Origin of the sequence: Pseudomonas soli (assembly GCF_900110655.1) — a bacterium.
Taxonomy (GTDB): domain Bacteria; phylum Pseudomonadota; class Gammaproteobacteria; order Pseudomonadales; family Pseudomonadaceae; genus Aquipseudomonas; species Aquipseudomonas soli.
The window spans coordinates 639,133-664,968 of sequence record NZ_FOEQ01000002.1; the positions used below are offsets into that span (position 1 = coordinate 639,133).

General features: G+C 64.3%; 27 protein-coding genes and 1 pseudogene. 12 read left to right on the forward strand and 16 right to left on the reverse strand.

What is annotated here, in order from left to right; translation table 11 throughout:
- Positions 1-16: 16 nt before the first annotated feature.
- The 3 genes from BMY03_RS07545 to aroC form a co-directional block, all read right to left on the reverse strand.
- The gene (locus BMY03_RS07545) at positions 17-553 is read right to left on the reverse strand and encodes an oxidase (protein WP_094010682.1); all 537 of its coding nucleotides are present in this window, start codon (positions 551-553) and stop codon (positions 17-19) included.
- The gene (locus tag BMY03_RS07550; RefSeq protein WP_094010683.1) at positions 553-1,707 is read right to left on the reverse strand and encodes an MFS transporter; all 1,155 of its coding nucleotides are present in this window, start codon (positions 1,705-1,707) and stop codon (positions 553-555) included. The genes BMY03_RS07545 and BMY03_RS07550 overlap by 1 nt, the downstream gene beginning before the upstream one ends.
- Positions 1,708-1,840: 133 nt before the next feature.
- Positions 1,841-2,932 carry a chorismate synthase gene (gene aroC, locus BMY03_RS07555; RefSeq protein ID WP_094010684.1) on the reverse strand — a complete coding sequence of 364 codons (1,092 nt, stop codon included), beginning with the start codon at positions 2,930-2,932 and terminating at the stop codon, positions 1,841-1,843.
- Between the two features lie 143 nt (positions 2,933-3,075).
- On the opposite strand from aroC, the gene BMY03_RS07560 reads away from it, so the two are divergent.
- Both BMY03_RS07560 and BMY03_RS07565 read left to right on the forward strand, forming a co-directional pair.
- Positions 3,076-4,035: an alpha/beta hydrolase gene (locus tag BMY03_RS07560; protein WP_094010685.1), complete on the forward strand. Its 960-nt coding sequence runs from the start codon at positions 3,076-3,078 to the stop codon at positions 4,033-4,035.
- Between the two features lie 151 nt (positions 4,036-4,186).
- A complete protein-coding gene (locus tag BMY03_RS07565; RefSeq protein ID WP_094010686.1) occupies positions 4,187-4,969 on the forward strand; it encodes a hypothetical protein in 783 nt (260 codons plus the stop codon).
- A 67-nt stretch (positions 4,970-5,036) separates the two neighbouring features.
- On the opposite strand, the gene prmB is transcribed toward BMY03_RS07565, so the two are convergent.
- Entirely contained in the window at positions 5,037-5,945 is a 909-nt protein-coding gene (gene prmB, locus BMY03_RS07570) for a 50S ribosomal protein L3 N(5)-glutamine methyltransferase (RefSeq protein ID WP_023631550.1), read from the reverse strand.
- A 179-nt stretch (positions 5,946-6,124) separates the two neighbouring features.
- Here prmB and BMY03_RS07575 point away from each other — a divergent pair, with 179 nt between their 5' ends.
- From BMY03_RS07575 to BMY03_RS07595, 5 genes are all read left to right on the forward strand, one after another.
- On the forward strand, positions 6,125-6,715 hold the full coding sequence (locus BMY03_RS07575) for a cysteine hydrolase family protein (RefSeq protein WP_031315653.1): 591 nt from the start codon (positions 6,125-6,127) through the stop codon (positions 6,713-6,715).
- 88 nt (positions 6,716-6,803) lie between these two features.
- On the forward strand, positions 6,804-7,124 hold the full coding sequence (locus tag BMY03_RS07580) for a hypothetical protein (protein ID WP_094010687.1): 321 nt from the start codon (positions 6,804-6,806) through the stop codon (positions 7,122-7,124).
- 72 nt (positions 7,125-7,196) lie between these two features.
- Positions 7,197-7,757: a Smr/MutS family protein gene (locus BMY03_RS07585; RefSeq protein ID WP_094010688.1), complete on the forward strand. Its 561-nt coding sequence runs from the start codon at positions 7,197-7,199 to the stop codon at positions 7,755-7,757.
- A 69-nt stretch (positions 7,758-7,826) separates the two neighbouring features.
- Positions 7,827-8,372, forward strand: coding sequence for a GTP cyclohydrolase I FolE (folE, locus tag BMY03_RS07590; protein WP_023631546.1), 546 nt, complete (start codon positions 7,827-7,829; stop codon positions 8,370-8,372).
- A gap of 58 nt (positions 8,373-8,430) precedes the next feature.
- Positions 8,431-8,802 carry a glutaredoxin family protein gene (locus BMY03_RS07595; protein ID WP_023631545.1) on the forward strand — a complete coding sequence of 124 codons (372 nt, stop codon included), beginning with the start codon at positions 8,431-8,433 and terminating at the stop codon, positions 8,800-8,802.
- A gap of 79 nt (positions 8,803-8,881) precedes the next feature.
- Here the strand turns inward: BMY03_RS07595 and BMY03_RS07600 are convergent, their stop codons facing one another.
- Positions 8,882-9,484, reverse strand: a complete 603-nt coding sequence (locus tag BMY03_RS07600) for a glutathione S-transferase family protein (RefSeq protein ID WP_094010689.1) — start codon at positions 9,482-9,484, stop codon at positions 8,882-8,884.
- Between the two features lie 144 nt (positions 9,485-9,628).
- On the opposite strand from BMY03_RS07600, the gene BMY03_RS07605 reads away from it, so the two are divergent.
- Complete coding sequence (locus tag BMY03_RS07605) at positions 9,629-10,819, forward strand: benzoate/H(+) symporter BenE family transporter (protein ID WP_023631543.1); 1,191 nt, start codon at positions 9,629-9,631, stop codon at positions 10,817-10,819.
- 15 nt (positions 10,820-10,834) lie between these two features.
- Here BMY03_RS07605 and BMY03_RS26930 read toward each other — a convergent pair whose 3' ends face one another.
- The 3 genes and pseudogenes from BMY03_RS26930 to BMY03_RS07615 all read right to left on the reverse strand — a co-directional run bounded on the left by BMY03_RS26930 (position 10,835) and on the right by BMY03_RS07615 (position 14,287).
- On the reverse strand, positions 10,835-11,707 hold the full coding sequence (locus BMY03_RS26930; RefSeq protein WP_371919249.1) for a methyl-accepting chemotaxis protein: 873 nt from the start codon (positions 11,705-11,707) through the stop codon (positions 10,835-10,837).
- Positions 11,693-12,868, reverse strand: a pseudogene (locus BMY03_RS26935) (HAMP domain-containing protein); the annotation flags it as partial. The gene BMY03_RS26930 and the pseudogene BMY03_RS26935, both read right to left, overlap by 15 nt.
- Before the next feature lie 21 nt (positions 12,869-12,889).
- Positions 12,890-14,287, reverse strand: a complete 1,398-nt coding sequence (locus tag BMY03_RS07615; protein WP_094010690.1) for an aminotransferase-like domain-containing protein — start codon at positions 14,285-14,287, stop codon at positions 12,890-12,892.
- Positions 14,288-14,402: 115 nt separating this feature from the next.
- Here BMY03_RS07615 and BMY03_RS07620 point away from each other — a divergent pair, with 115 nt between their 5' ends.
- The gene (locus tag BMY03_RS07620) at positions 14,403-15,584 is read left to right on the forward strand and encodes an MFS transporter (RefSeq protein ID WP_094010691.1); all 1,182 of its coding nucleotides are present in this window, start codon (positions 14,403-14,405) and stop codon (positions 15,582-15,584) included.
- Here the strand turns inward: BMY03_RS07620 and BMY03_RS07625 are convergent.
- Complete coding sequence (locus BMY03_RS07625; RefSeq protein ID WP_094010692.1) at positions 15,535-16,296, reverse strand: SDR family oxidoreductase; 762 nt, start codon at positions 16,294-16,296, stop codon at positions 15,535-15,537. The two genes, BMY03_RS07620 and BMY03_RS07625, sit on opposite strands and share 50 nt — an antisense overlap.
- A 175-nt stretch (positions 16,297-16,471) precedes the next feature.
- Here BMY03_RS07625 and BMY03_RS07630 point away from each other — a divergent pair, with 175 nt between their 5' ends.
- A complete protein-coding gene (locus BMY03_RS07630; protein ID WP_094010693.1) occupies positions 16,472-17,473 on the forward strand; it encodes an NADP-dependent oxidoreductase in 1,002 nt (333 codons plus the stop codon).
- 48 nt (positions 17,474-17,521) lie between these two features.
- Here the strand turns inward: BMY03_RS07630 and pyrF are convergent, their stop codons facing one another.
- The gene (gene pyrF / locus BMY03_RS07635; RefSeq protein ID WP_094010694.1) at positions 17,522-18,223 is read right to left on the reverse strand and encodes an orotidine-5'-phosphate decarboxylase; all 702 of its coding nucleotides are present in this window, start codon (positions 18,221-18,223) and stop codon (positions 17,522-17,524) included.
- A gap of 179 nt (positions 18,224-18,402) precedes the next feature.
- Between pyrF and BMY03_RS07640 the strand changes: the two genes are divergently transcribed.
- A complete protein-coding gene (locus tag BMY03_RS07640) occupies positions 18,403-18,570 on the forward strand; it encodes a DUF2897 family protein (RefSeq protein WP_094010695.1) in 168 nt (55 codons plus the stop codon).
- Positions 18,571-18,620: 50 nt separating this feature from the next.
- On the opposite strand, the gene BMY03_RS07645 is transcribed toward BMY03_RS07640, so the two are convergent.
- Positions 18,621-18,959 (reverse strand): ComEA family DNA-binding protein, encoded by a 339-nt coding sequence (locus BMY03_RS07645; protein ID WP_094010696.1) that lies wholly within the window; start codon positions 18,957-18,959, stop codon positions 18,621-18,623.
- A gap of 219 nt (positions 18,960-19,178) precedes the next feature.
- Entirely contained in the window at positions 19,179-19,481 is a 303-nt protein-coding gene (locus tag BMY03_RS07650; RefSeq protein ID WP_143067531.1) for a hypothetical protein, read from the reverse strand.
- 279 nt (positions 19,482-19,760) lie between these two features.
- On the opposite strand from BMY03_RS07650, the gene BMY03_RS07655 reads away from it, so the two are divergent.
- Positions 19,761-20,528, forward strand: coding sequence for a metallophosphoesterase (locus tag BMY03_RS07655; RefSeq protein WP_094010698.1), 768 nt, complete (start codon positions 19,761-19,763; stop codon positions 20,526-20,528).
- Positions 20,529-20,543: 15 nt separating this feature from the next.
- Here the strand turns inward: BMY03_RS07655 and BMY03_RS07660 are convergent, their stop codons facing one another.
- Genes BMY03_RS07660 through BMY03_RS07675 form a run of 4 tightly spaced genes read right to left on the reverse strand, consistent with a single transcriptional unit; the run spans position 20,544 to position 25,830 of the window.
- Entirely contained in the window at positions 20,544-22,538 is a 1,995-nt protein-coding gene (locus BMY03_RS07660; RefSeq protein ID WP_094010699.1) for a polysaccharide biosynthesis protein, read from the reverse strand.
- A 54-nt stretch (positions 22,539-22,592) separates the two neighbouring features.
- Positions 22,593-23,615 (reverse strand): MraY family glycosyltransferase, encoded by a 1,023-nt coding sequence (locus BMY03_RS07665; protein WP_094010700.1) that lies wholly within the window; start codon positions 23,613-23,615, stop codon positions 22,593-22,595.
- The gene (locus tag BMY03_RS07670) at positions 23,615-24,580 is read right to left on the reverse strand and encodes a UDP-glucose 4-epimerase family protein (protein ID WP_094010701.1); all 966 of its coding nucleotides are present in this window, start codon (positions 24,578-24,580) and stop codon (positions 23,615-23,617) included. Before BMY03_RS07670 ends, BMY03_RS07665 begins: the two co-directional genes overlap by 1 nt.
- Positions 24,577-25,830: a glycosyltransferase family 4 protein gene (locus BMY03_RS07675; protein ID WP_094010702.1), complete on the reverse strand. Its 1,254-nt coding sequence runs from the start codon at positions 25,828-25,830 to the stop codon at positions 24,577-24,579. Before BMY03_RS07675 ends, BMY03_RS07670 begins: the two co-directional genes overlap by 4 nt.
- Between the last annotated feature and the right edge of the window lie 6 nt (positions 25,831-25,836).

Here is a 25,836-nt window from a genome sequence, read left to right on the forward strand (position 1 = left end):
TGCCCCGCGAGTTCATTCAGAGTTCGTCGAAACCTACAAATTGCAGCGCCAGTGCATCCCCGGTGAAGCGTGGCTGCACACCCTGCTCGCTGCCGAACAGGCGCAGCGCCAGGCAGAATGGGCTGGCCCCCAGGTCCAGCCAGCGATGCGTGCCGGCCGGCACCAGCAGCACGTCATCTTTCTCGCACAGCACGGCATACACCGCGCCGCCCAGGCGCAGGCTGACCTGTGCACGCCCGCTGATCATCGCGAACACTTCATCGCTGTCATGCACATGTTCATCACGCAGGTCGGCCTGGCTCAGGTCGGCGCCATCGCGGCTGACCACGCCAACTACCACGCTGCCGTGCTCGGTCATCAGTTGGTCGAGCGGCCCACGGCACGCCGCGACCACTTCATCCTGGCTGCTGCCCGGGCGCAGGCGCGCGCCGGACTGCCAGCGGCCGAAGCGCACGCCCTGCTCGGCCAGGGTCGCGGCGATGTCGTCGTGGTGGGTCAGCACCTTGTGCGGCAGGTCCGGACTGGACAGGTCGAATACGCTGAGGATGCTCATCAGGGGTGGTTCCTGCTTTCTTTGAGTCGGAAGGCAATGATAACGGCTGCCGCGAGCGCCGCGACGCTAGCCATACCAAAGGTGAAGTGTGGGCCCAGCAGTTTCCAGCTGTAGCCCGAGTACAGTGCGCCCAGGGCACCGCCGGTGCCTGACAGCGCCGCATACAGCGCCTGGCCCTGGCCCTGTTGGCGAGCGCCGAAGCTGGCCTGGACAAAGGCGATGGCCGCGGCATGGAAACAACCGAACGTGGCCGCGTGCAGTACCTGGGCGAACACCAGCACCGCCGGGATATCCGCCAGGTTGCCAAGCAACAACCAGCGCAGCGCCGCCAGCAGGAAGCTGGCCAACAGCACCTTGCGCACCGAGCAGCGGGCGAAGATCCGGCTCATGACCATGAACACCAACACTTCGGCCACCACGCCAAGCGCCCACAGCAAGCCGATGGCACCGCGGCTGTAGCCCAGGTGCTCCAGGTGCAGGGTAAGGAAGGTGTAGTACGGCCCATGGCTGAGCTGCATGAGGGCCACGCACACATAGAAGGCCAGTACCCCAGGCGCCCGCACCTGCCTGAGAAAGCCCCCTGCCCCGCGCTGCTCGGCCTGCTCGACGGGTTGCGCATTGGGCACCCAGAGGCTGGCGACGACGATACCGGCCATGATCGCCACCAGCGCCAGCGGGTAGATGTCCAGGCTCAGCCATTCAAACAGGCGCCCGAGGCCCACAACGGCGAGGATGAAGCCGATCGAGCCCCATAGCCGTACCTGGCTGTAACGCGAGGTCTGGCCATGCAGGTGGGCCAGGGTGATCACTTCGAACTGCGGCAGCACCGCGTGCCAGAAGAAGGCGTGCAACGCCATGACCAGCGCCAGCCAGGCGTAGCTCTTGCCGAAGAAGATCAGCGAGAAGGTCGCCAGGGTCGACAGCGCGCCCAGGCGCACGATCAACAGGCGTTGGCCGCTGCGGTCACCGAGCCAGCCCCACAGGTTGGGAGCAACGCAGCGCATGAGCATGGGGATGGCCACCAGTTCGCCGATGCGCGCCGGGGAGAAGCCCAGGTGGTCGAAGTACAGGGCCAGGAACGGCGCGGTGGAGCCGAGCAGGGCGAAGTAGAAGAGGTAGAAGCTGGAGAGACGCCAGTAGGGGATGGAGGACATCGTTCGGCCCTTGGTGATGACCTGTTCCTGCCCTATCGCCGGCAAGCCGGCTCCCACAGGTCCGCTGCAGGACTCAAGCCTGCGGTATTCATGTGGGAGCCGGCTTGCCGGCGATAGGGCCAGCGCAGGCGGATCAGAGCTGGCCCAGTACCGGGGTGCCCACCCTCACTTCGGCATTCTGCGCCCGGTGGCGCAGCAGGTGATCCATCAAGGCGATGGCCATCATCGCCTCGGCGATCGGCGTGGCGCGGATGCCGACGCAAGGGTCGTGGCGGCCTTTGGTGATCACCTCCACCGGGTTGCCATCGACGTCGATGGAACGGCCCGGGGTGGTGATGCTCGAGGTCGGCTTGAGCGCCAGGTGGGCGACGATCGGCTGGCCCGAGGAAATGCCGCCGAGGATGCCGCCGGCGTTGTTGCTGAGGAAGCCCTCGGGCGTCATCTCGTCACGGTGTTCGGTGCCGCGCTGGGCGACACTGGCGAAACCGGCGCCGATCTCCACGCCCTTGACCGCGTTGATGCTCATCAAGGCATGGGCCAACTCGGCGTCGAGGCGGTCGAAGATCGGCTCGCCCAGGCCCGGCATCACGCCTTCGGCGACCACGGTGATCTTCGCCCCCACCGAATCCTGGTCGCGGCGCAGCTGGTCCATGTAGGCCTCGAGCTCCGGCACCTTGTCCGGGTCGGGGCTGAAGAAGGCGTTTTGCTCCACCGACTCCCAGGTCTTGAACGGGATCTCGATCGGCCCGAGCTGGCTCATGTAGCCGCGCACGCGGATGCCCTGGGTGGCCAGGTACTTCTTGGCAATGGCGCCGGCCGCCACGCGCATGGCGGTTTCGCGCGCCGAGCTGCGGCCACCGCCACGGTAGTCGCGGGTGCCGTACTTGTGGTGGTAGGTGTAATCGGCGTGGGCCGGGCGGAACAGGTTCTTGATCGCCGAATAGTCCTTGGACTTCTGGTCGGTGTTGCGAATCAGCAGGCCGATCGAGCAGCCGGTGGTACGGCCTTCGAACACGCCGGAGAGGATCTCCACTTCGTCCGGCTCCTGGCGCTGGGTGGTGTGCCGGCTGGTGCCGGGCTTGCGCCGGTCGAGGTCGTGCTGCAGGTCGGCAAGGGAGATTTCCAGGCCAGGCGGGCAGCCGTCGACAATGGCGACCAACGCCGGGCCATGGCTTTCGCCAGCGGTGGTGACAGTGAACAGCTTGCCGTAGGTATTGCCGGACATGGACGCTCCGCGAATCAGCCTGAAGTGAACGAAAGCGGCAGTATACGGAAAACCGCGTGGCTGTGGTTGCCCAGCGATGGGGCCCGCGAACCTTCACGATGACCCAAGGTCGAATCAGCAACGTCCCACGTAGTACCCCGCCCATGAAGTCGCGCCTCGCCGCCCTGCTCCTGCTGTTCTGCACCTGCCTCGCCCAGGCCGCCCCCACCGTGCTGCAACGCCCCATCGATCTGGACACCGGCCAGGGCGTGCTGCATGGCAGCCTGCTGTTGCCGCAGCAGGCCACGCCGCCCCCGGTGGTGCTGATCATCGCCGGCTCCGGCCCTACCGACCGCGATGGCAACAACCCTGCCGCCGGGCGCATCGACAACCTCAAGCGCCTGGCCCTGCTGCTGGCCAGCGAACACATTGCCAGCGTGCGCTTCGACAAGCGCGGCGTGGCCGCCAGCCAGCCGGCCACCCCCGACGAACGTCACCTCAGCGTCGAGCGCTATGTCGCCGACGTGGTCGCGTGGGGCCGCGCACTCAGGCAGGATCCACGCTTCGGCCCGCTGATCCTGGTCGGCCACAGTGAAGGCGCACTGATCGCCAGCCTCGCCGCGGAACAGGCCGGCGCCAGCGCGGTGATCACCCTGGCCGGCAGCGGTCGGCCGGTGGCAGACGTGCTGCGCGAGCAGCTGGCCCAGCGCCTGCCGCCGGCGCAATTGCCCGCTGGCGTGGCGCTGATCGACCGCTTGCAGGCCGGGCAGACCAGCCTCGACGTGCCCGCGCCGCTGCGCCAGGTGTTCCGCCCCAGCGTGCAGCCGTACTTGATCACCTTGCTGCATCAGGACCCGGCGGCGGCCTTCGCCCGCCTCAAGGTGCCCGCGCTGATCGTCCAGGGGCGTAACGACATCCAGGTAGAGGTAGCCGATGCCGAGCGCCTCAAGGCAGCCAAACCCGACGCGCAACTGGCGCTGATCGACGGCATGAACCATGTGCTGCGCATCAGCCCCCGGGGCATGAGCCAGCAGCGTGACAGCTACCGCAACCCCGAGCTGCCGCTGGCGCGTGAGCTGGGGGAGCGCATCGTTCTGTTCATCCGTGGGTTGCCACAGGCCTGATACCTGTCCTCAGGTATTGACCAGGCCTGCCGATAACGCGGCTGAGAAGGCAGTGATTCGGGGCCCACGCGCCCTGATCGCGGGCAAGCCCATACCTACAAGGGCCTTGTAGGTACCGGCACCCGGCCGCCGTGCACCTGAGGAATCCCTGATGACCGATGCCCCCGCCGCCGAGGCGACCGAAGAACAAGCGCCGGAAAGCGCCCCGCTGCCCTGGGCGGACCTTGCTGCCGAGCACTTCCAACTGCTACGCCTGGCCCCGCTGCCAACTGACCGCAACATCGGCGCGCGTCCGCTGCGCTTCGTCCAGTTCGGCTACGCGGAGCGCCACGACAAGGCCCATAGCCTGTTGCGCATGGAAATCCGCCTGCCTGGGCAGAAGGTGCGCAAGGAACAGAACCATCTGGACATCCGCGTCGACCACGAAACGCGCACGGTGCGCATCGGCGACCCGGCCGGCCTGCAGCTCGAACCGCTCAACCGCGGCCTGGGCCGCTACTTGCTGGCGCAGGCGGTGCAATGGCTGCAGCAGCGCTGCTCGCACTATCGGGTCGAGGGCATGAGCTTGCCCAACAAGGACGCGCTGAACGAAGACACTCGCCTGCGCCGCGACCACGTGCTGCGCGGCGTCGGCCTGGAGGTGGAATACACCGACGGACAACTGCTCAAGGGGCGCCTGGTGGAAACGCCGGTGGGCCAGCTCAAGGGTGGCTGGAACACCGAGAAGGTGCAGCGCGTGGACAACCTCGAGGCCGCCGGGATGTTGCAGCAGGCCGAGCAGAACCTGATGGAGAAGGAAGCGCAGCTGCGCGAGCGTGACGAACGGGTGGCCAAGTACCGCCGCGAAGACAGCGGCCTGCGCTTTACCATCACCTGCCTGGTGGCCTTCGCGGTGTTCCAGGCCGGGTTGCTGATCTGGATCGCCACCCGCTGATATCGCCATCGCGGGGCAAGCCCGCTCCCACGGAGATTGCATTCATCCTGTGGGAACGGGCGCGCAGTCAGACCCGCGCCTTGAACAACTCCTGATGCTGCCGGCACTGTTCGGCCGTCAGCATGAACACGCCGTGCCCACCGCGCTCGAACTCCAGCCAGACGAAGTCCACCTCGGGGTAGAGCGACTCGACGTGCACCTGGCTGTTGCCCACTTCCACGATCATCAGGCCTTTGTCGGTCAGATGGTCGGCCGCCTCGGCCAGCATGCGCCGCACCAGGTCCAGGCCATCGTTGCCACAGGCCAGGCCCAATTCGGGCTCATGGTGGTATTCGGCCGGCATGTCGCCGAAGTCTTCGGCATCAACGTACGGTGGGTTGGACAGGATCAGGTCGAAGCGCTGCCCCGGCAGCCCGGCGAAGCCATCGCCCTGCACGGTGTACACACGCTCCTCAAGGCCATGGCGCTCAATGTTCTGGTTAGCCACCGCCAATGCGTCGAAGGACAGGTCGGCCAGCACCACTTCGGCGTCCTGGAACACATCGGCGGCAACGATGCCGATGCAGCCGGAACCGGTGCACAGGTCGAGAATGCGCGCAGGCTCGGCGGCCAGCCAGGGCTCGAAGCGCTTTTCGATCAACTCGCCGATGGGCGAGCGCGGCACCAGCACGCGCTCGTCGACAATGAACGACATGCCGCAGAACCAGGCCTCGCCCAGCAGGTAGGCGGTCGGTACCCGCTCGTCGATACGGCGTTTGAGCAAGTGCTGTAGACGTACCCGCTCGTCATCCTCGAGTGCGCAGTCCAGATAGCTGTCGGCCACCTCCCAGGGCAGGTGCACCGCACCGAGCACCAGCAGGCGGGCTTCGTCCCAGGCATTGTCGGCGCCATGGCCGAAGAACAGGTCATGCTCATGGAAGCGGCTGACCGCCCAGCGGATGTGGTCGCGCAGGGTGCGCAGGCGGGATGTGATCACGGGGTACTCCTTTTCTGACAGGACGAAAGTCTAACAGCCCACACCACACAAATGTTCGCTCCTATGGCCGAATGGATAGCCACAAGCCAGTAACCACGCCGCCTGCGCTGTCAACCATTCACATTGGCGCCAAGGCAAGGGAGAATAGGTACACAAAAGCCCTACCCAAGGAGCCCTTGATGTCCGTTCCAACCACGATGTTCCGCCTCACTGGCCGCGACTACCCGCCGGCCAAGCTGAGCCAAGCCAGCCTGATCGTCATCGATGCGCAGAAGGAGTACCTGAGCGGTCCGCTGGCGCTGTCGGGCATGGACGAGGCCGTGGCGAACATTGCCAGGTTGCTCGACGCCGCCCGCAAGGCCGGTCGCCCGATCATCCATGTCCGCCACCTCGGTACCGTTGGCGGCCGTTTCGATCCGCAGGGCCCGGCGGGCGAGTTCATTCCCGGGCTGGAGCCGCGCGAAGGTGAGGTGGTGATCGAGAAACGCATGCCCAACGCCTTCAAGAACACCAAGCTGCACGAGACCCTGCAGGCCTTCGGCCCGCTGGACCTGATCGTCTGCGGTTTCATGAGCCACTCCAGCGTCAGCACCACGGTGCGTCGCGCCAAGGACTATGGTTATCGCTGCACCCTGGTCGAAGATGCCTCTGCGACCCGTGACCTGGCCCTGAAGGACACCGTGATCCCCGCCGCGCAGATCCACCAGTGCGAGATGGCCGTGATGGCCGACAATTTCGCCTGCGTCGCGCCCACTACCAGCCTGGTCTGAACCACGACCGCCCGGCGGACGGGCGGAACCTCAAGATGACCCGCAGGTCGAAATCCGGATCAGCACCACCCGATCCTGAGGAATTCGAATGAAGCTCAAAGGCAGTTTCGATGCCAAGCGCCTGCGCCAGCGTGAGCCGAGCAACTGGGGCGCGCGCATCGCCGCAGCACTCTCGGTACTGCTGGCCACCTTGGGCATCCTGCTGGCCATGGCCGGCTTCGCCGGTTTGCTGGGCAACTACGCCGCCCTGGCCGAAATCAATGCCAACCGTCCATTGTCGGCAACACTGACCGTCGTCGGGCTGGCGCTGCTGTACTTCGGCGTGCGCCTGTGGCGGCGCAGCCGTATCCGCCTGCGCCGCGGGCGCGAGCTGAACCTGTCGCCGCACCTGATGAAGAAACACGACTGACGCGCCGAGAGCGGGGCCAGGCTTGCCCCGCGATGACAGTCGCGTAAACTACGCCGCCCACGTGGAGGCACCATGCAAGACGACGACTTTTCCCTCTTCCGCAGCCAAGTGCAGGGCGTCAAGCCGATCAAGCACGATCGCGCCGAAGTCGGCAAACCCAAGGCCGACCGCAAGCAACTGGCAGGCCTGCGCCAGGCGGCGACCATCCGCAGCGACCAGACGCTGGTGATCGACGGCCTCTCCGACCAGTTCGTCATCGACGTCGGCGCCGAGGATGAGCTGATGTGGCGGCGTGACGGCGTGCAGGAAAGCCAGCTACGCAAGCTCAAGCTCGGCCAGATCGCCTTCGAGGGCAGCCTCGACCTGCACGGCATGAGCGTCGAGAAGGCCCGCGAGACGCTGTGGGCCTTCATCGCCGAAGCGACCAAGCTGGAAGTGCGCTGCGTGCGGGTCACCCACGGCAAGGCCGCGCGCCTGGACGGCAAGCGTCCGATGATCAAGAGCCACGTCAACACCTGGCTGCGCCAGCACCCGCAGGTGCTCGGTTTCACCTCTTGTCAGGCTCGCCACGGCGGCACCGGCGCGGTCTACGTGATGCTCAAGCGAACCATGCTCGAAGGGCGCGACGAGTGACATCGCGCTTGCAGCGCCGCCGTCGCCGCCGTACCCTTCGCCTTTGCGAAATTTTCCACAGGTAGATCCATGTCCCTGGAACAGAACTACACCGCGATCCTCAGCCAGATCGGCGAGGATGTCTCCCGCGAAGGCCTGCTCGACACGCCCAAGCGGGCTGCGAAGGCCATGAAATACCTTTGCCGCGGTTATGAGCAAACCCTGGAAGAAGTGACCAACGGCGCGTTGTTCACCTCCGACAACAGCGAAATGGTGCTGGTCCGGGATATCGAGCTGTATTCGATGTGCGAACACCACATGCTGCCGTTCATCGGCAAGGCCCATGTGGCCTACCTGCCCAAGGGCAAGGTGCTGGGCCTTTCGAAGGTGGCGCGGATCGTCGACATGTACGCCCGCCGCCTGCAGATCCAGGAAAACCTTAGCCGCCAGATCGCCGAGGCCGTGCAGCAGGTGACCGGCGCCGCAGGCGTGGCGGTGGTGATCGAGGCCAAGCACATGTGCATGATGATGCGCGGTGTCGAAAAGCAGAACTCGACCATGCTCACCTCGGTGATGCTCGGCGAGTTCCGCGAGAACGCCGCCACCCGCAGCGAGTTCCTCAGCCTGATCAAGTGATCGGCCTGTGTTCCGAGCCGACCCCCTGGGGTCGGCTTTTTCATTTCAGGAGTTGCCCATGATCGTCAAAGCCCTGCGGGTCGGCCTCGGCCAGCTTATCGTGTTCGGCGACTGGATCAGCCGCCCGGCAAAAAAGAAGCGCGATGCCGCGGCCCAGGCCCAGGTCGAACAGCAGGCCAAGGGCCTGGTGCTGTACCAGTTCCACGCCTGCCCCTTCTGCGTGAAGACTCGTCGCACCCTGCACCGCCTCAATGTCCCGGTGGCACTGCGCGATGCGAAGAACGACGCGCAGCATCGTCAGGCGCTGCTGGAAGGCGGTGGCCGGGTGAAAGTGCCGTGCCTGCGGATCGAGGAACAAGGCGAGGTGACCTGGATGTACGAGTCCAAGGACATCATTGCTTACCTGGACAAGCGTTTCGCCGCGGTCTGACAAATCACCATCGCGGGGCCAGCCTGCTCCCAGGGGTGCTGGCTGGCGTGGGAGCGGGCTTGCCCCGCGATGACGCCGGTCAATCCACCATCGGCACATGCCGAGGATGACTGGCCACCCGCGCCAACCAGGCCTGCACCGCCGGGTAAGGCGCCAGGTCGAAACCGCCCTGATGCGCCACATGGGTATAGGCGTACAACGCCACGTCGGCGATCGAGTACTGCTCGCCGACAAGGTAAGGCGTCATTTCCAGCTGCCTGTTCATTACCTTGAGCGCCTTGTAGCCGCCCTTGTGCAGCCCCCTGTACTCCTCCAGTCGCTCTTGCGGCAGCCCCAGGTAGAACTGGATGAACCGCGCCACGGCGATGTAGGGCTCATGGCTGTACTGTTCGAAGAACTGCCATTGCAGCACCTGGGTGCGCAGCCGCGGCGCGCTGGGCAGGAACTCGCTGCCATCGGCCAGGTAGTTGAGAATCGCGTTGGACTCCCACAGGCAGGTGCCGTCCTCGAGCTTGAGCACCGGCACCTTGCCGTTGGGGTTCATGGCCAGGAACTCGGGCGTTTCCGTCTCACCCTTGAGAATATCCACCGGGTGCCACTCATACGGGCGGTCGAGCAGGCTGAGCATCAGCTTGACCTTGTAGCAGTTGCCCGACTGGTAATCCCCATACACCTTGTACATCGCCCCTCCCCTCTCACGCAGTTGCGTAGTAATGGCCCATAGTTGGCGACTGTACGGCTAAATGCAATGCCTGCTGTATGGCAAGGATCACGCCATGGCACGGTAGCCTGAAAAAACTGCTTACACCTGCACAAGGAATGCCCTATGACCGATGCCACCTCAGCGCGCCTGCGGCCGCTGGCGGACAGCTCGCCGTCGGCGATCGTCGCCGGCTTCATCGCCATGCTCACCGGCTACACCAGTTCGCTGGTGCTGATGTTCCAGGCTGGCCAGGCGGCCGGTCTTACCAGCGCGCAGATTTCCTCATGGATCTGGGCCCTGTCGATCGGCATGGCAGTGTGCAGCATCGGCCTGTCGCTGCGCTACCGCACGCCGATCACCGTGGCCTGGTCGACACCCGGCGCGGCACTACTGATCACCAGCCTTGGCGGGGTGAGCTACGGCGAAGCGATCGGCGCCTACATCACCTGCGCCGTGCTGGTATTGATCTGCGGCCTGACCGGCAGTTTCGAGCGCCTGGTGCGGCGCATTCCCGCCTCCCTGGCCTCGGCCCTGCTGGCCGGCATCCTGTTCAAGATCGGCAGCGAGATCTTCGTTGCCGCTCAACATCGCACGCTGCTGGTGCTGGGCATGTTCTTCAGCTACCTGCTGGTCAAGCGCCTGTCGCCGCGTTACTGCGTGCTGGCCGCGCTGCTGGTTGGCACCGCGCTGTCCGGCGCCCTGGGTCTGCTGGACTTCAGCGGCTTCCAGCTGGAAGTCGCAACCCCGGTGTGGACCACGCCGAGCTTCTCGCTGGCGGCGACCATCAGCATCGGCATCCCGCTGTTCGTGGTGGCCATGACCTCGCAGAACATGCCCGGCGTCGCCGTGCTACGCGCTGACGGCTACCAGGTGCCGGCTTCGCCGCTGATCTCGGCCACCGGCTTCGCCTCGCTGCTGCTGGCGCCGTTTGGCTCCCACGGGGTCAACCTGGCGGCGATCAGCGCGGCGATCTGCACTGGGCCGCATGCCCATGAAGACCCGGCCAAGCGCTACACGGCGGCGGTCTGGTGCGGGATTTTCTACGGCATCGCCGGCATCTTTGGCGCCACCCTGGCGGCGCTGTTCGGTGCCCTGCCCAAGGAGCTGGTGCTGTCGATCGCGGCGCTGGCGCTGTTCGGTTCGATCATGAACGGCTTGAGCGTGGCCATGGGCGAGGTGCGCGAGCGCGAGGCGGCCCTGATCACCTTCATGGTCACAGCGTCGGGCTTCACCCTGTTCTCGATCGGCTCGGCGTTCTGGGGGATCGTGGCGGGGGTGCTGACCTTGCTCATACTCAGCCCGCGCAAGAGCTGAGACAGGCACAGGCAATCACAAGCGGAAATGCCCCACCATCCCCTTCAAGTCATTGCCCAACTGCGCCAGCTCGACGCTTGAACGGGCATTGTCCTCCATCGCCAGTGCCGCTTGGTCGGCACTACCGCGAATCTGCGTAACGCTGCGGCTGATCTCCTCGGCCACCGAGCTCTGCTGCTCGGCCGCCGCGGCGATCTGCTGGTTCATCTGCTGGATCAACGACACCGCCGCCGCAATGCTGCCCAGGGCGCTCTCGGTCTGCAGCGTGTCGGCCACCGCCAGGCGCACCAGTTCGGTACTGCCGCGGATCTGCATCACCGACTGCTGGGCATTGCCGCGCAGGCTGGCGACCAGGCGCTCGATCTCCTCGGTGGACTGCCGGGTGCGCCGCGCCAAGGCGCGCACTTCGTCGGCCACCACCGCGAATCCGCGCCCCTGCTCCCCGGCCCGCGCCGCCTCGATCGCGGCATTGAGCGCCAGCAGGTTGGTCTGCTCGGCCACGCTCTTGATCACCTCGAGCACGTCACCGATCGTATGGATCTCGGCACTGAGGCTGTCGATGCCGCTGCTGGCGGTTTCGGCGGCCTGCGCCAGTTGCTCGATGCGCTGCATGCTTTGACGCACCACCTGCTGCCCCGAGCCGACCTTGTCGTCGGCTGCCTGGGCCGCCTGGGCTGCCTGCTCGGCGTTGCGCGCCACATCGTGCACGGTCGCGGTCATCTGCTGCATGGCGGTGGCCACCTGCTCGGTCTCGTCCTTCTGGCTACCGACTTCGCGGTTGGTCTGCTCGGTGACCGCCGACAAGGCCTGGGCACTGCCGGCCAACTGGTCGATACCTTGCTGCAAGCCACTGACGATACCGGACAAGCCCTCGGCCATCTGCTGCATGGCCTGCAACAGCTGGCCGACCTCGTCGGCGCGCGGCGGCTCGGCCTCGATACCCAGCTCGCCTGCGGCAATGCGCCGGGCCCGGCTGATCACCCGCTTGAGCGGCGCGACCACGGCGCGGGTGATCAGCCAGGCCGCCAGCACGCCTACCAGCAGCGCCAGCGCCGTGGCCGCAACAATGGCGACGGCGTTGCGTGCCAGTTCGGCCTGCATGGCCTGCTCCTGATCGGCATACACCTGGTCGACACGCGCGGTAACCTGCTCGGCACGCGCCTGCAACTGGTCCTTGATGCCCCGCTCCTGGCCCAGCAGGTCGGTGTACTCATTGAGCTTTTCGGAGAAACTGCCGATGTGCCCGGCCACTTCGCCCAGCACGCTCTGGTAGCCGGCATCGGCGACCGAAGCCTTGAGCTGGTCCACCAGGGTCGCCGCTTCGACGGTCTGGGCGATGCGCCCCCCGGTGCTAGCTTCGCCACCCTTGCGGCTCTGCTCCAGGCGCACCCGGGCCTCGTCCATGGCCTGTAGCATCAGCCGCGACACCTGCGCCACCTGCCCGGCCTGTTCCAGGAACCCACCGCCCTGCTGACCCTGGGACTGCTTGAGGGTATAGGTGCCATCGTCGGCCAGGCCGGCCTGCAGCACATCGAGGTTGTTGGCCACGCTCGACACCGACCAGCTGGCCATGTCCAGCGCCAGCTCCTTGGCCTGCACCGCCTGGACGAATTGGTCGAAAGCTTGCCCATAGGCATTGAGATCGGCCTCGGTCGAGGCCAGTGCTGGCACGGCCCGGGCCCGCTCCACAAGCCCCAGCAGCCCCGTGCGCAGGGCCTCGGCCTCCTTGATGTCCGAGCGCAGGGCGAAGGCCTGTTCGTGCTGGCGCAGCTTCAACAGGTCGGTATTGAACTGAGCCATCTGCCGCAGCCCATCGAAGCGCTGGCCGACATTGGCCAGGGCGTACACGCCGATGGCGGCCACCACCAGGGTGAGCAGCAACACCAGGGCGAAGCCCAGGCCGAGCTTGCGCGCCATGCCCAGGTTGGCCAGTACACCGTGCTTGGTCGCCGCCATCACCATTCCCCTCGCCTTGTCGGACTTTACCGACAGCAAGAGTGACAATGGCGCCGACCCCGTCACAAGAGCCAGACGCACCAATGGTGTCATTTAGCTATGAGCGTGTCGCTTTCAGACTGCCAGAGGTCGCCCCGCATGCCGGAAGAACGCCTCGGCCCGCGAATCCTGCCCATAGGCGACATTGATGCGCAGCCATTCACTGGCCCGCCCCTGCGGATCGAAGGCACTGCCCGGGGTAAGCAGCACCGCGTGCTCCAGCGCCAGCCGCTCCAGTTCGGCGAAGTCGCGCCCCGGCACCCGGCCCCAGACGAACATGCCGCCGACGGGTTCGCAAAATACCTCCCAGCCGCAGGCCTCCAGTAGCCCCAGCGTCCTCGCCCGGTGCTGGCCCAGGCGCAGCCGCAGGCGCTGCACGCTCTTGCGGTAACTACCGTTGGCGAGCATCTGCCCGACTACCTGCTCGGCAAAGCGCGAGGTGCCAATGCCCGCGACCATCTTCAATTCGGCCAGACGCGCCACCAGGGGCGGATCGGCCACCACATAGCCGACCCGCAGCGAACTGCTGAGGGTCTTCGAGAAGCTGCCCAGGTAGATCACCCGTTGCTCGCTGTCGAGGGTAGCCAGCCGTGCCGCCGGCCCGTCCTGGAAGTCGGCATAGAGGTCATCCTCGACAATCCGCAGGTCATGCCCGCGGGCCAGCTCCAGCAGGCGATAGGCGACCTTGGGCGTCAGGCTGGTGCCGGTCGGGTTCTGGTACAGGCTGTTGATGAACAGGCAGCGCGGCCGGTGTTCGGCGAGCAACTGCTCGAGTACTTCCAAATCTGGGCCACTGGCAGTGCGCGGTACCTCGAGCATGCGCACGCCGTGCAGGCGCAGCAGGTTGTAAAGGTTGTAGTAACCGGGCCGTTCCACCAACACCGTGTCGCCCGGCGCCAGCAAGGTCCGCACCAGCAGGTCGAGGGCATGGCTGGCCCCCTGGGTGGTGACGATACGCTCAGGTTCCGCGACGATATCCAGCCGCGCCAGCCCTTTGTGCAGTTGCAGGCGCAGGCTCGCCAGGCCTTGGGGCGGGCAGTAGTCGAACAGTGCTTCGGGCGCGCCACGGCTGACCTGGCGGATGGCCTGGGCCAGTTCAGCCTCGGCTCGCCAGGCCACGGGCAGCCAGCCGCAGCCGAGCTTGAGCAGTTGCTCGTGCCCTTCGCGAAACTGCCGCCAGCTGCCGTCGATCGCCTCGCCCCACGGCTCGCCGGGATCGGGTCGCAGGCCCGGCTTGCGCTCGGCGACGAAGAACCCGGCACCGTGCCGTGCCTCCAGCCAGCCGCTGGCCACCAGCCGGTCGTAGGCTTCGATCACGCACGAAGCACTGACCGCCTGGGCCTTGGCCAATGTGCGGATCGATGGCAGGCGTGCACCCGGGCGCAAGCGCTGCCGAGTGATCCAGGCCTGCAACTGCTCGGTCAGCTGCTGGACCAAGGGCGTGGGGAGAGCGCGATCAAGATTGAAGTGCATGGCAAGTGTTCGCTTATTTCAGGCAAACAGTTAAACACAAATCCGTCCTGGGTGTACCTTGGCGAACAGCCACCCAGGGCCGATGCTGACGCAATCGATCCTGCGGAAACCATCCATGCCCACTCGCCACGCCCCGGCCCTGCTGGCCTTCGCCCTGTGCCTGATCACCCTCGCCGTCAATCTCCAGGCCCCGCTGTACATCACCTACGCCGACCTCTCCGGGCAAGGCGCCGCGGCGACCGCCGTGGCTTTCTCCGGCTACGTGCTCGGTGTATTGCCAGTGCTGCTGGCCCTCGGCGCCCTGGCCGACCGGGTCGGGCGACGCCCGTTGATCCTGGTCGCACTCGCCCTGTCGATGATCGCCACCTTGATCATGCTGCTGTCCCCCAGCCTGGCCTCCCTGGGCGTGGCGCGCTTGTTCCTGGGCCTGGGCACCGGCCTGGCCTCGGCCACGGCCACCGCCTACATGAGCGAGCTGATGGCACCCGGTGAAAGTGACCGCGCCGCGACCTGGGTCACCGCCAGCACCTCCCTGGGTTTTGGCCTGGGCGCGGCGCTGACCAGCCTGTGCCTGCTGCGCGGGCCGACACTCACTCCGGGCAGTTTCCATTTGCAGCTGATACTGGCCGCCGCGGCCCTGGTGCTGGTCTGGCGCTTGCCAGACCCACACCCGACGCAAAGCAGCGCCATGCTGCGCCTGCCCTACTATCCCAGCGGCAGCCTGGCCTATGGCCTGGCGATCCTGCTGGCCTGGGCCTGTGTCGGGCTGGTCATCGCCTTGCTGCCGGGAATCCTGCGCCAGCACGGTCTGAGCGCCTGGTCGGGGTTCTCGATCTTCTGCGTGATCAGCTGCGGCTTGCTGTTCCAGCCGCTGGCCCGGCGCATGGCCAGTGCCCGGGCGACCTTGCTCGGGCTGCTGATCCTGCCGTGCAGCTACGCGCTGCTGGCCTGGGGCGCCGACAGCGGCAACCTGGCGGGCGTTTTGCTGGGCGCCGTGGCCGCCAGCAGCGCCTGTTATGGCTTTATCTACCTGGGCGGGCTGGCGGCGGTGAACAAGTTGGCCGGCCAAGAAAAAACCCGGGCCAGTGCCGGGTTCTTCCTGCTGGCCTACCTGGGGTTCAGCCTGCCGGTGATCTTTACCGGGCTGCTCAGTGATCGGCTGGGGCCGCGGCTGGCCTTGATCGTATTTGGTGGTGTGTTGCTGCTGGGCTGCGCGGCGGTGGCGCTGGCCCTGTGGCTGGCCTCGGTCAGATCGCCAGCGCGCCCCCGTCGACCGTCAGGCTGTGCCCCGTCGTGAAGGCCGCGCCATCGCTGCACAGGTACAGCACCGCGCTGGCGATCTCCTCGACCTTGCCGATGCGCCCGACCGGGTGCATCGCCGCAGCGAACTCGGCCTTGCGCGGGTCGGCCTCGTAGGCGCGGCGAAACATGTCGGTATCGATCACCGCCGGGCACACCGCGTTAACCCGGACGCCCTTCTTCGCGTACTCGATGGCCGCCGACTTGGTCAGGCCAATCACCGCATGCTTGGACGCCGCATAGATGCTCATCTTTGGCGCCGCCGACAGGCCGGCCACCGAGGCCGTGTTGACGATAGCGCCACCGCCTTGGGCCAGCAGCAGGGGCAGTTGATACTTCATGCACAGCCAGACGCCCTTGACGTTGACGCCCATGATCGCGTCGAACTCCGCCTCGCTGCCCTCCGCCAACCGCCCCTTCTCGATTTCGATGCCGGCATTGTTGAAGGCGTAGTCGAGCCGGCCATAGGCCTTGATGACCTGCTCGTGCAATTGCCGCACATCTTTATCACGGGTAACGTCGCAGGCGATGAACAACGCTTCACCACCACTCTGGCGGATCAGCGCAACGGTGGCTTCGCCACCATTCGCATCAAGGTCGGCCACCACCACCTTGAGCCCCTCGGCGGCAAACGCCTGGGCCGTCGCCCGGCCGATACCCGCTGCGCCACCGGTGACCAGGGCAACCTGGCCGGAGAAAGTCATGCTCATCACTGGCTCCTGCAAAAGGATGGGAAGTCGTGGCCGAGTCTAGTCACGGCAATGCAGGGCTGGGCAGCATCATCAAGGGCACGGTTGGACTACTATCGTTCGCGGTGATCTTGCGTGACGCGGCCCATTCAACCCGCCGATCATCCCCCCTCACACTCGTTCAGGAGAACTCGCCATGCCCCACACCAACCGCCGTTTCCTGCTGACCAAGCGCCCGGTCGGCGCCGTGCGCCGTGACGACTTCACCTATGAGCAGGCCCCTGCCAACGAGCCAGGCGAAGGCCAGGTGCTGGTGAAAAACCTCTACCTGTCCCTGGACCCCGCCATGCGCGGCTGGATGAACGAAGGCAAGTCGTATATCCCCCCGGTGGGCCTGGGCCATGTGATGCGCGCACTCGGCGTGGGCGAAGTGGTCAGCTCCAAGCACCCGGACTACAAGCCCGGCGACCATGTCAGCGGCGCCCTCGGCGTGCAGGACTACTTCACCGGAGAACCCCAGGGCCTGCACAAGATCGACCCGCGCCTGGCCCCCTTGCCGCGCTACCTGTCGGCACTGGGCATGACCGGCATGACCGCCTACTTCGCCCTGCTCGATGTCGGCCAGCCCAAAGCCGGCGAAACCGTGGTGATCTCCGGCGCCGCCGGCGCGGTCGGCAGCATTGCCGGGCAGATCGCCAAGCTCAAGGGTTGCCGCGTGGTCGGCATTGCCGGTGGCGCGCAGAAGTGTCAGTACCTGCTGGATGAACTGGGCTTCGACGGGGTCATCGACTACAAGGCCGAAGACGTGCTCGCCGGGCTCAAGCGCGAATGTCCCAAGGGCGTGGATGTGTACTTCGACAACGTCGGCGGCGACATCCTCGACGCGGTGCTGTCGCGCCTGAACTTCAAGGCCCGGGTGGTGATCTGCGGCGCCATCAGCCAATACAACAACAAGGAAGCGGTCAAGGGCCCGGCCAACTACCTGGCGCTGCTGGTCAACCGCGCGCGCATGGAAGGCTTCGTGGTGATGGACTACGTCAAGGAGTACGGCAAGGCCGCGCAGGAAATGGCCGGCTGGTTGGCCAGTGGCAAGGTGAAGAGCAAGGAAGATGTGGTGGAAGGGCTGGAAACCTTCCCCGAGACGCTGCTCAAGCTGTTCAGCGGGGAGAACTTCGGCAAGCTGGTGCTGAAAGTCTGATCATTGCGGGCTGCGCTCACGCGCAGCCCACACTCGCGGCCTCTCGAATCAACCGCGAATCTCAGCCACCACAGCAGCCAACGCCTGGGCTGGGTCCGCCGCCTGGCTGATCGGACGCCCGATCACCAGGTAGTCGGAACCGGCGTCCAGTGCCTGGCGGGGGGTCAGGATCCGGCGCTGGTCGTCCTGGGCACTGCCTGCCGGGCGGATACCCGGGGTCACCAGTTGCAGCGACGGATGCGCCGCCTTCAGTGCCGGAGCCTCCAGCGCCGAGCACACCAGGCCGTCCATGCCGGCCTTCTGCGCCAGCGCCGCCAGGCGCAGCACCTGCTCCTGCGGGTCGACATCCAGGCCGATACCGGCCAGATCCTCACGCTCCATGCTGGTCAGCACGGTCACGCCGATCAGCAGCGGCTGTGGACCGCTGCGCTTGGCTAGCTCTTCGCGGCAGGCCGACATCATGCGCAGGCCACCGGAGCAGTGCACATTGACCATCCACACGCCCATCTCGGCCGCGGCCTTGACCGCCATGGCGGTGGTGTTGGGGATATCGTGGAACTTGAGGTCGAGGAACACTTCGAAGCCCTTGCTGCACAGGGTTTCGACGATGCCCGCGGCGCTGCTGGTGAACAGTTCCTTGCCCACCTTGACCCGGCACAGGGCGGGGTCGAGCTGGTCGGCCAGCTTCAGGGCGGCGTCACGGGTGGGGAAATCCAGGGCGACGATCAGGGGCGTCTGGCAGGCGGACATGGGCAGGGTCTCTTGGCAAGTCGTAAACGGCGCGCATTGTAAACGATGCGGGAGCGCAGCGGGGGAAGGTGTGATCGCGAATTAACCGGCGATCATTACAGCCCTATAATTGAACCAAAGTCGCCAAGTTTTACTCGATAATACAGGTACGGCCTACACGCCGTATGAAGGAGAGCGCCATGCCCTGGTATGCCTGGTTGATTCTGTTGGTAGCGATTGGCTCCATCGTTGGAGGACTGATGCTGCTGCGGGATACCGCGAAGAAATTGCCACTGACGGAAGAACAGTTGAGAAGGGTTCACGAACGCAATGCAGAGATGGATGCCAAGGAAGCGCAAGACCGCTGAAGATGGACAGAAAAAGGCCGGTCAGTGGAACCGGCCTTGTACTTGTGCTGTCAGTTCACTGTCAGCTTGTCGCGATTGCGCTCCAGAAGGAGAGAGCCGATACCCTTCACTTCCAGCAGTTCGTCAACGGATGCGAAGTTACCATGCTCTTCCCGGTAGGCCACGATAGCTTCGGCCTTGGTCTTGCCGATGCCCTGCAAGGCTTGATGCAACAGGCTCGCACTGGCCGTGTTGATGTCCACCTTGGCGGAATCGCCAGTAACCTGATTCGCGACGACCAGTGGCGTCGGGGTGCTGGCTGCAGACGGCGTGGCCGGTGCGGCGTGGAGAGACAGGGACAGCGAGGCGAAAATCGGCAGCAGCAGACAGGACAGCAGTTTTTTTCTCATCAGGGACACTCCTTTAGTTTCAGACTCGGCAAGCAACGTTTCCCTCGTTGCGGGAATAAAGCTAGCCAATTGCCGAGCCTGGCGAAAGTGCAGGCGTGCCCTTCAAGCATTTCCAGATTTGACCGGATCCATGCAAGGCCAAGGATCCGGGGAGAACACCAACAAAAAACCCGACTTTCGCCGGGCTTCATGATGTTACAGCAAGTGTGGAATCAGGCGCTAGATCGCGAATTCCTGCATCGAACTGGCTACCGCACTAATGATATGCAGCAGTGCGTAGAGGCCGAACAACGCCGCGACAGCCATGGGCCATTCCATGCCGAGGCCGAAATAGGCGCCAGCAACGGCGACGAAGCAGTTGAAAATGTGCTTGCGCACGATGAAGAAATACAGGGCTCCCACCGGAACCGCCAACAACCAGGAAACGTCCCAGTAACTGGCAGCACCACCAACGATGCAGAAGAATTGGGTCAGCACCAATGTAGCGAGCACAGGGAGACGAGCGAATCTCACCTTGCTCATGAATTCGAAACCGTTCAAAACAACTGCCCCCATCCCCAGATGCACAAAATGTGCGCATGAAGTTACCCGACCGAGTGGCCGACCCCGGCAGGCAAGTACTTGAAGCACAGCATGATGGCACGGAGACTAGCAGATAGCCATAACAGTGGCATGAAAAAGCTTACAAATAGCCATCACGCTACACAAGACGTGTCTACCATCATGTGGCAGGTGCGATGTACCCATGATTTGTGTTAAAAGCTAAATCTTTATCCCTCTGACGCTCCCTGCGCCGCATCCATGTCCAATACCCCTTCCACGGCCTTCACGCCCGCCCCTGAACAGCCCGTTCCCGCTCCAACAGTGCTGCGCCTGCCTGCCAACCTGAACGGCAGGGACTTTGTCGTGGGCGACGTGCACGGGCATTTCGAGATACTTGGGGCCTTGCTTGAAAAGGTCGGATTCAATCCGGAAGTGGACCGAGTGCTGTGTACCGGCGACTTGGTGGATCGCGGTCCCTACTCCGATGCCGTGATCGATTGGCTGGCACAGAGCTGGTTATTTTCAGTGCGCGGTAACCATGAGCAGATGGTGCTGGATCACTTTGCCGGCACCGGGGATGCGCCACGTCATAGCCGCAACGGTGGCGACTGGTTCTATCGGCTGCCGGACGCTCGACAACGCCTGATTCATCAAGCCATCCAGCGCATGCCGGTTGCCCTGGAAATCGCCCTGCCGGGCGGGCAGCGTATCGGCGTGATCCACGCCGAATCACCGTACTGGGAAGAGAACATGAGCTGGGACGACGCCATGGCGCTATTGGAAACCCCCCAGCAACAAGGCCATGACCATGCGCTTAAACAGGCCGTCTACGCCAGGGGTCGCATAAATGGCATGCAGGATAAGCCCGTTGCTGGTGTTAAAACGCTGTACGTTGGCCACTCTACCGTAGCCGCGGTGTCTCGCCTGGGGAATGTCGTCTATGTCGATACGGGCTGCTCGTTCGCAGACGGGCACCTCACTGCAGTGGAACTGCCAGGTCAGACCATCCACGATACCCGGTCATGAGCTGGCGACGCGCTGTCACGACTCGGAATGATGATGTAGATAGATCCAGTCGACGATTCCGCCTTCCGGCATGTACCCGCTGACAGAACCTCGCAGCATGTCCCGTACCTGATCGTAATCATCTTCACCCAGGGCTCGCAGCAAGCTCGCCAGGAAAGTCTTGAGCGAGTCCCAGGCCAAGTGGTCCTCATTGGCCGCCAGGATCATCGGATGCAGGGTGTCTGCCACGTTGTCGCCGATCAGCAGTTCTTCGTACAATTTCTCGCCGTGGCGCAATCCGGTGAATTCAATGGCGATGTCACCGCCGGGATTATCGGCCGAGCGCACGCTTAGCCCGGACAGGTGGATCATCTTTTCCGCCAGTTCGGCAATCTTGACCGGCTCCCCCATATCCAGCACGAATACATCGCCGCCCTGCCCCATCGATCCCGCCTGAATCACCAACTGGGCAGCCTCGGGGATAGTCATGAAGTAGCGGGTGATATTGGGGTGGGTAACGGTGAGCGGCCCGCCAGCCTTGATCTGCTTGTGGAACAAGGGGATCACCGAGCCCGAGGACCCCAGCACGTTACCGAAGCGCACCATCGTGAAACGGGTCTTGTTGACCCTCGCGACGTTGTCCGGATCGTCGAAGAGGACCGGAGCAATCTCCTTGCTCAAGGCTTGCAGGATCATTTCCGCCAGGCGCTTGCTGCTACCCATGACATTGGTCGGTCGGACCGCCTTGTCCGTCGATACCAGCACGAAATTCGCAACCTGTGCGCTCAACGCCGCCTGGGCGGTGGCCAGCGTACCGATCACGTTGTTGTAGAGACCTTCGGCAATGTTGTGCTCGACCATGGGTACGTGCTTGTACGCGGCGGCATGGTAGACGGTGTCGATCTTCCAGCGGCTCATCAGGTGATGCATCTGTGCCTGGTTGCGTACCGAGCCGAGAACAGGCAGAAGCTGCGTACGCGGGGAGCTCAATGGCAGTTGCCGCTCCAGCTCCGACAGGATGCTGTAGAGATTGAACTCGCTGTGTTCGAACAGCAGCAGCAGCTCCGGCTTGAGCGCGAGAATCTGGCGGGACAGTTCCGATCCGATGGAGCCACCCGCACCGGTGATCATGACCCGCTGCCCGGTCACGCAGCGCTCGAGCAGCTCACTCTGGGCCGGTACCGAGTCACGTCCGAGCAGGTCGGCGATATCCACTTCCTGCAGGTCGTCCACTTTGACCCGACCACTGGCCAAGTCCATGAACCCCGGAATACTGCGCACATGCACCGCCAGGCTCTCGAGGTAGCCGAGGATTTCCCGGCGCCTTGAGCGGCTGGCGGAAGGAATGGCCAAGAGTACTTCCTCAGCACCCGTGAGGCCGATCATCCGGCGAATATGGCTTGGCTTGTACACTGGCAGGCCAGAGATCACCCGATTGGCGATACCCGGGTCATCGTCGATGAACGCCACGGGTACCATCACCCGACTCATTCGCAAGGCGGCGACCAGCTGGTTGCCCGCTGCGCCAGCGCCGTAGATGGCAACCTTGGGCAGGTCACTGGTGCGGGTCACGAATGGCATGGACAAACCCGCACCCGCCCAGTCGCCGAGGAAGTACTGGCGCACCGCGAGCCGCAACCCACCAACCATGACCAGCATCAACCACCAGTAATTGAAGATAATGGAACGGGGCACCAGTGTTTGATGATTGCTATACCAGTAGATCACGACGCCAAGCATCAAGGATGCCAGGCTGACCGCCTTGAAGATCGAAACCAGCGCATCGTTTCCGAGGAAACGCGTCACGGCGCGGTACATGCCGAACCAGGCAAAGATCGGCAGTGCCAGCGCGGGAGCGCAGACGAAAAGCCAGGCGTGATCGAATACCGGGCTCACGCCCACTTCGATTCCCAAGCGGACCACGAACGCCATCAATAGCGCGAACCAGACCAGGATCAAATCGGCGAAGACCTGCAAACCGCGCTTCTGCCTATGGGACAGGCTCAACAGCCATGACCTGAAGTTATCCATGATTTTCCTATACAGCAGATAGTTACCTGACAGAGGCATTGCCTCGATCACCGGCTATGCTCCGTTGCGCTCCAAGGCTCCTGCGCGGTAACGCACCGCCAGCACCAGCAGGGGCGCATACCCTATCAACAAGCCGACAACGCCATCCACGAGCCCGGCCACCACGCTCAAGGCCACGGGCAGCAGCCAGAACACGTTCAACGCCGCCACCGCCAGGGTCACGGGCAGATGCCGGCCATTCCGTCGCGAAGCGAACTGATAGGCATGACTGCGATGAGCCTCGTAGACCTTGTCCCCCCGCGCCAGCCGACGCAGGAGAGTGAAGGTGGCGTCGACGATGAATGTCCCCAGCAGGATCAGCCAGCCCCAGAACAGTACGGGCGACGCCCAGGCCGCCTGGATCGAGAAGATACCGAGGATGATGCCAAGGAAGCCACTCCCGGCATCTCCCATGAAGATCCGTGCCGGCGGGAAATTCCACACAAGGAACCCGGCGGTGGCTGCAGCCAGCATCAACGGCAGCACCATCAGCCCGGCGTGGCCCGCCACCGCATATAGCAGGCTGGCACCAAGGCAGGCCGTGATCGCCTCGACGCTGGCGATGCCGTCGATGCCATCCATGAAGTTGTACAGATTGAGAAGCCATACCAGATAGACTGCGGCCAGTAGCGCTCCCAACCAGCCAAGATCGACCTGCATGCCCCAGAACTGCAGCGGTGCCATGCCCCCCAGGCAGATCAGGGACCATGCGGCGGCGGCAAAATGGGACAGCAGGCGCCAGCGGGCAGCGATGTGCCCATGATCGTCCATGAAGCCGACGATGGCGATCAGCCCGCCTGCCCCCGCACAGGCAAGCAGGGTCGCGGTATCGGCGAAACCAGCGATCGCCAGCGAGAGCAAGGACACCAGGAAGGCCAGCACGATGGCTACGCCACCGCCTCTAGGCGTGGGGACCGAATGCGAACTTCGCGCATTGGGAATATCCATGATGCTCTTTTCCAGGGCATAGCGACGCAATACGCCGGTCATGCCAAAGGAGAGAATCAATACAATAGGACCAAACCAGAAAACGCTCATCAACGAGAACCATCCTGAAGCTGTCGCGCGGTGACCTTTAATGCCTCATCGACCGCAAGAGGGGGCGTCCAGTCGAGCAGATCGAGGGTCTTGTCGATATCGACCTGCAACGAACCACACAGGCGCTCGGCCACGCCGCGCTTACCCAGCAGTGAAGCACCCAGGCGCAGGCACGCGACGGGGACCGGCAATAACCGCGAGGGCTTGCCCAAGGCAGCAGCCATGCGCCGCAACAGCGCAGAAGTGGAAAGATCCTCTCCATCGCTCACCAGGAATACCTCGCCAGCAGCAGCAGGGTGCAACCGGCAGGTGGCGATGAGATCGACCAAGTTGTCCAGCGCCACCAGACTGCGACGGTTGTCGATCAGGCCCAGGGGCAGGGGCAGCCCTCTATTCACCCAGCGCATCATGGCACGGAAGTTGGCCTTGACCCCCGGGCCATAGACCAGCACCGGCCGGATGATCACGATCTCTAGACCACTCTCGCGCCCCAATGCAAGCAGGGCCTGCTCTGCCTCCAGCTTGGAGATGCCATAGGGATCCCGGGGGGCCGGCACATCATCCGCACAATAGGGCCCGCGGTTGCTGGTACTTTCGCCATTGACCTTGATCGAACTGATGAAAATGAAGCGCTTGACCCCCGCCGCGACGGCTGCATGCGCCAGCGCCAGCGTGCCGTCGACGTTGACACGGCGGAACGCGGCCAGCGGATCCGCCTCGCGATCATTCATCACGTGCACCCGGGCCGCGGCATGTATAAGCACCTCACGCCCGGCGAGCCCGGCCTGCCAGTCACTGTCGTCCGTCAGGCTGGCGAAGACGAAGCGGTCAGCCCGCGGGTCCGTTACGGTGCCCCCGTCGCGCACGGCAGCCGTCACCGCAACGCCATCATCAAGCAGGCGGCGCAGCAATGCCTGGCCGACGAAGCCGCTGGCTCCGGTCAAAAAAACCGTTCCGGCCGTCATTGCGTGCGCCTGCGCAGCGTGGCAACCCGGAACAACTCCTCCAGACGGGAAAGCAGCGCCGGCTTGGAGTAATTGGCCTGGTAGTAGTCCTTACCTGCCATGCCCATCGCTTGCCGTTGCTCAGTCGAGCTTTGCGCCAGGGTCCGGGTGATCTCGGCCAGTCCCCGCCAGTCGCCGGACGCACAGGCCAGGCCCGCGCCGGACTCGTTGATCACTCGAGCCGCTTCGCCATTGATCATTGCCAGCACCGGTCGCCCGGATGCGAGATAGGCCTGGACCTTGCCTGGAATGGTCTTTTCGAAAACGCTGTTAGTCTTCAGCGAAACCAGTAGTGCATCAGCACGCGCGAACAGCCCGGGCATGGCTTCCAGCGGGTGACGGCCAAGCAGATGGACGTTATTCAACGAACGCAGTTTCACCTGTTCGGCGAGCCAGCCACTGACCCTACCGTCACCCACGATCACCCAGCGCACGGAAACCTGTCCACGGAGCATCTCCACGGCATCGAGGATCGCCGGAAAATCTTGCGCTTCGCCCAGATTGCCGGCGAACACCACGGTGAAGGTGGAAGGATCGCTGTCGATCAGTGCCTTGGTGTCAGGCAGCGCGTTGGAAAACTCGTCTTCCGCCCAACTGGGGAAATACACCAGGCGCTCGCTGGCGATGCTGCGGGTGCAATTCTCCCTGACACTTTCGAAAAAGCCGTGGGACTGCAGCAGCAGGTAGTCGGCTCGGTTGTAGATCCAGGACACCAACTTGCCCACGACACCCAGCACCTTCGGGTTGCGCACCACATTCACGGCACGCAGGGTTTCCGGCCACAGGTCCAGGATCCAGATGAACACCGGCGTCTTCTTCAAGCGGCCGATGACGATGGCCGGTATCGCGGCCATGATCGGGGAAACCGCGAAGACGAAGATCGCATCGAACTCACGCCCGCGCACCTTCCAGGAACCGATGACGGAGGCGCTGGTAAAGAACGACAGGTAATTCAGGAATAGGCGGAAACCCCGCTTGCCACGGGAAATCATTGGCACGCGAATGATTTTCGCGCCGGCATAGCGCCGGAATTTTTCTGGCTCCCGGGCGTAAGCTCCGAAGACCTTACCTTCCGGGTAGTTCGGCAGGCCGGTGAGAACGGTGACGTCGTGCCCCTTCGCGGAAAAATCGCTGACCAGATCATTGATCCGCATGTTTTCGGGCCAGAAGTACTGGGTTACCACCAGAATACGCAACTTGTTGTCATCCATGGCGCG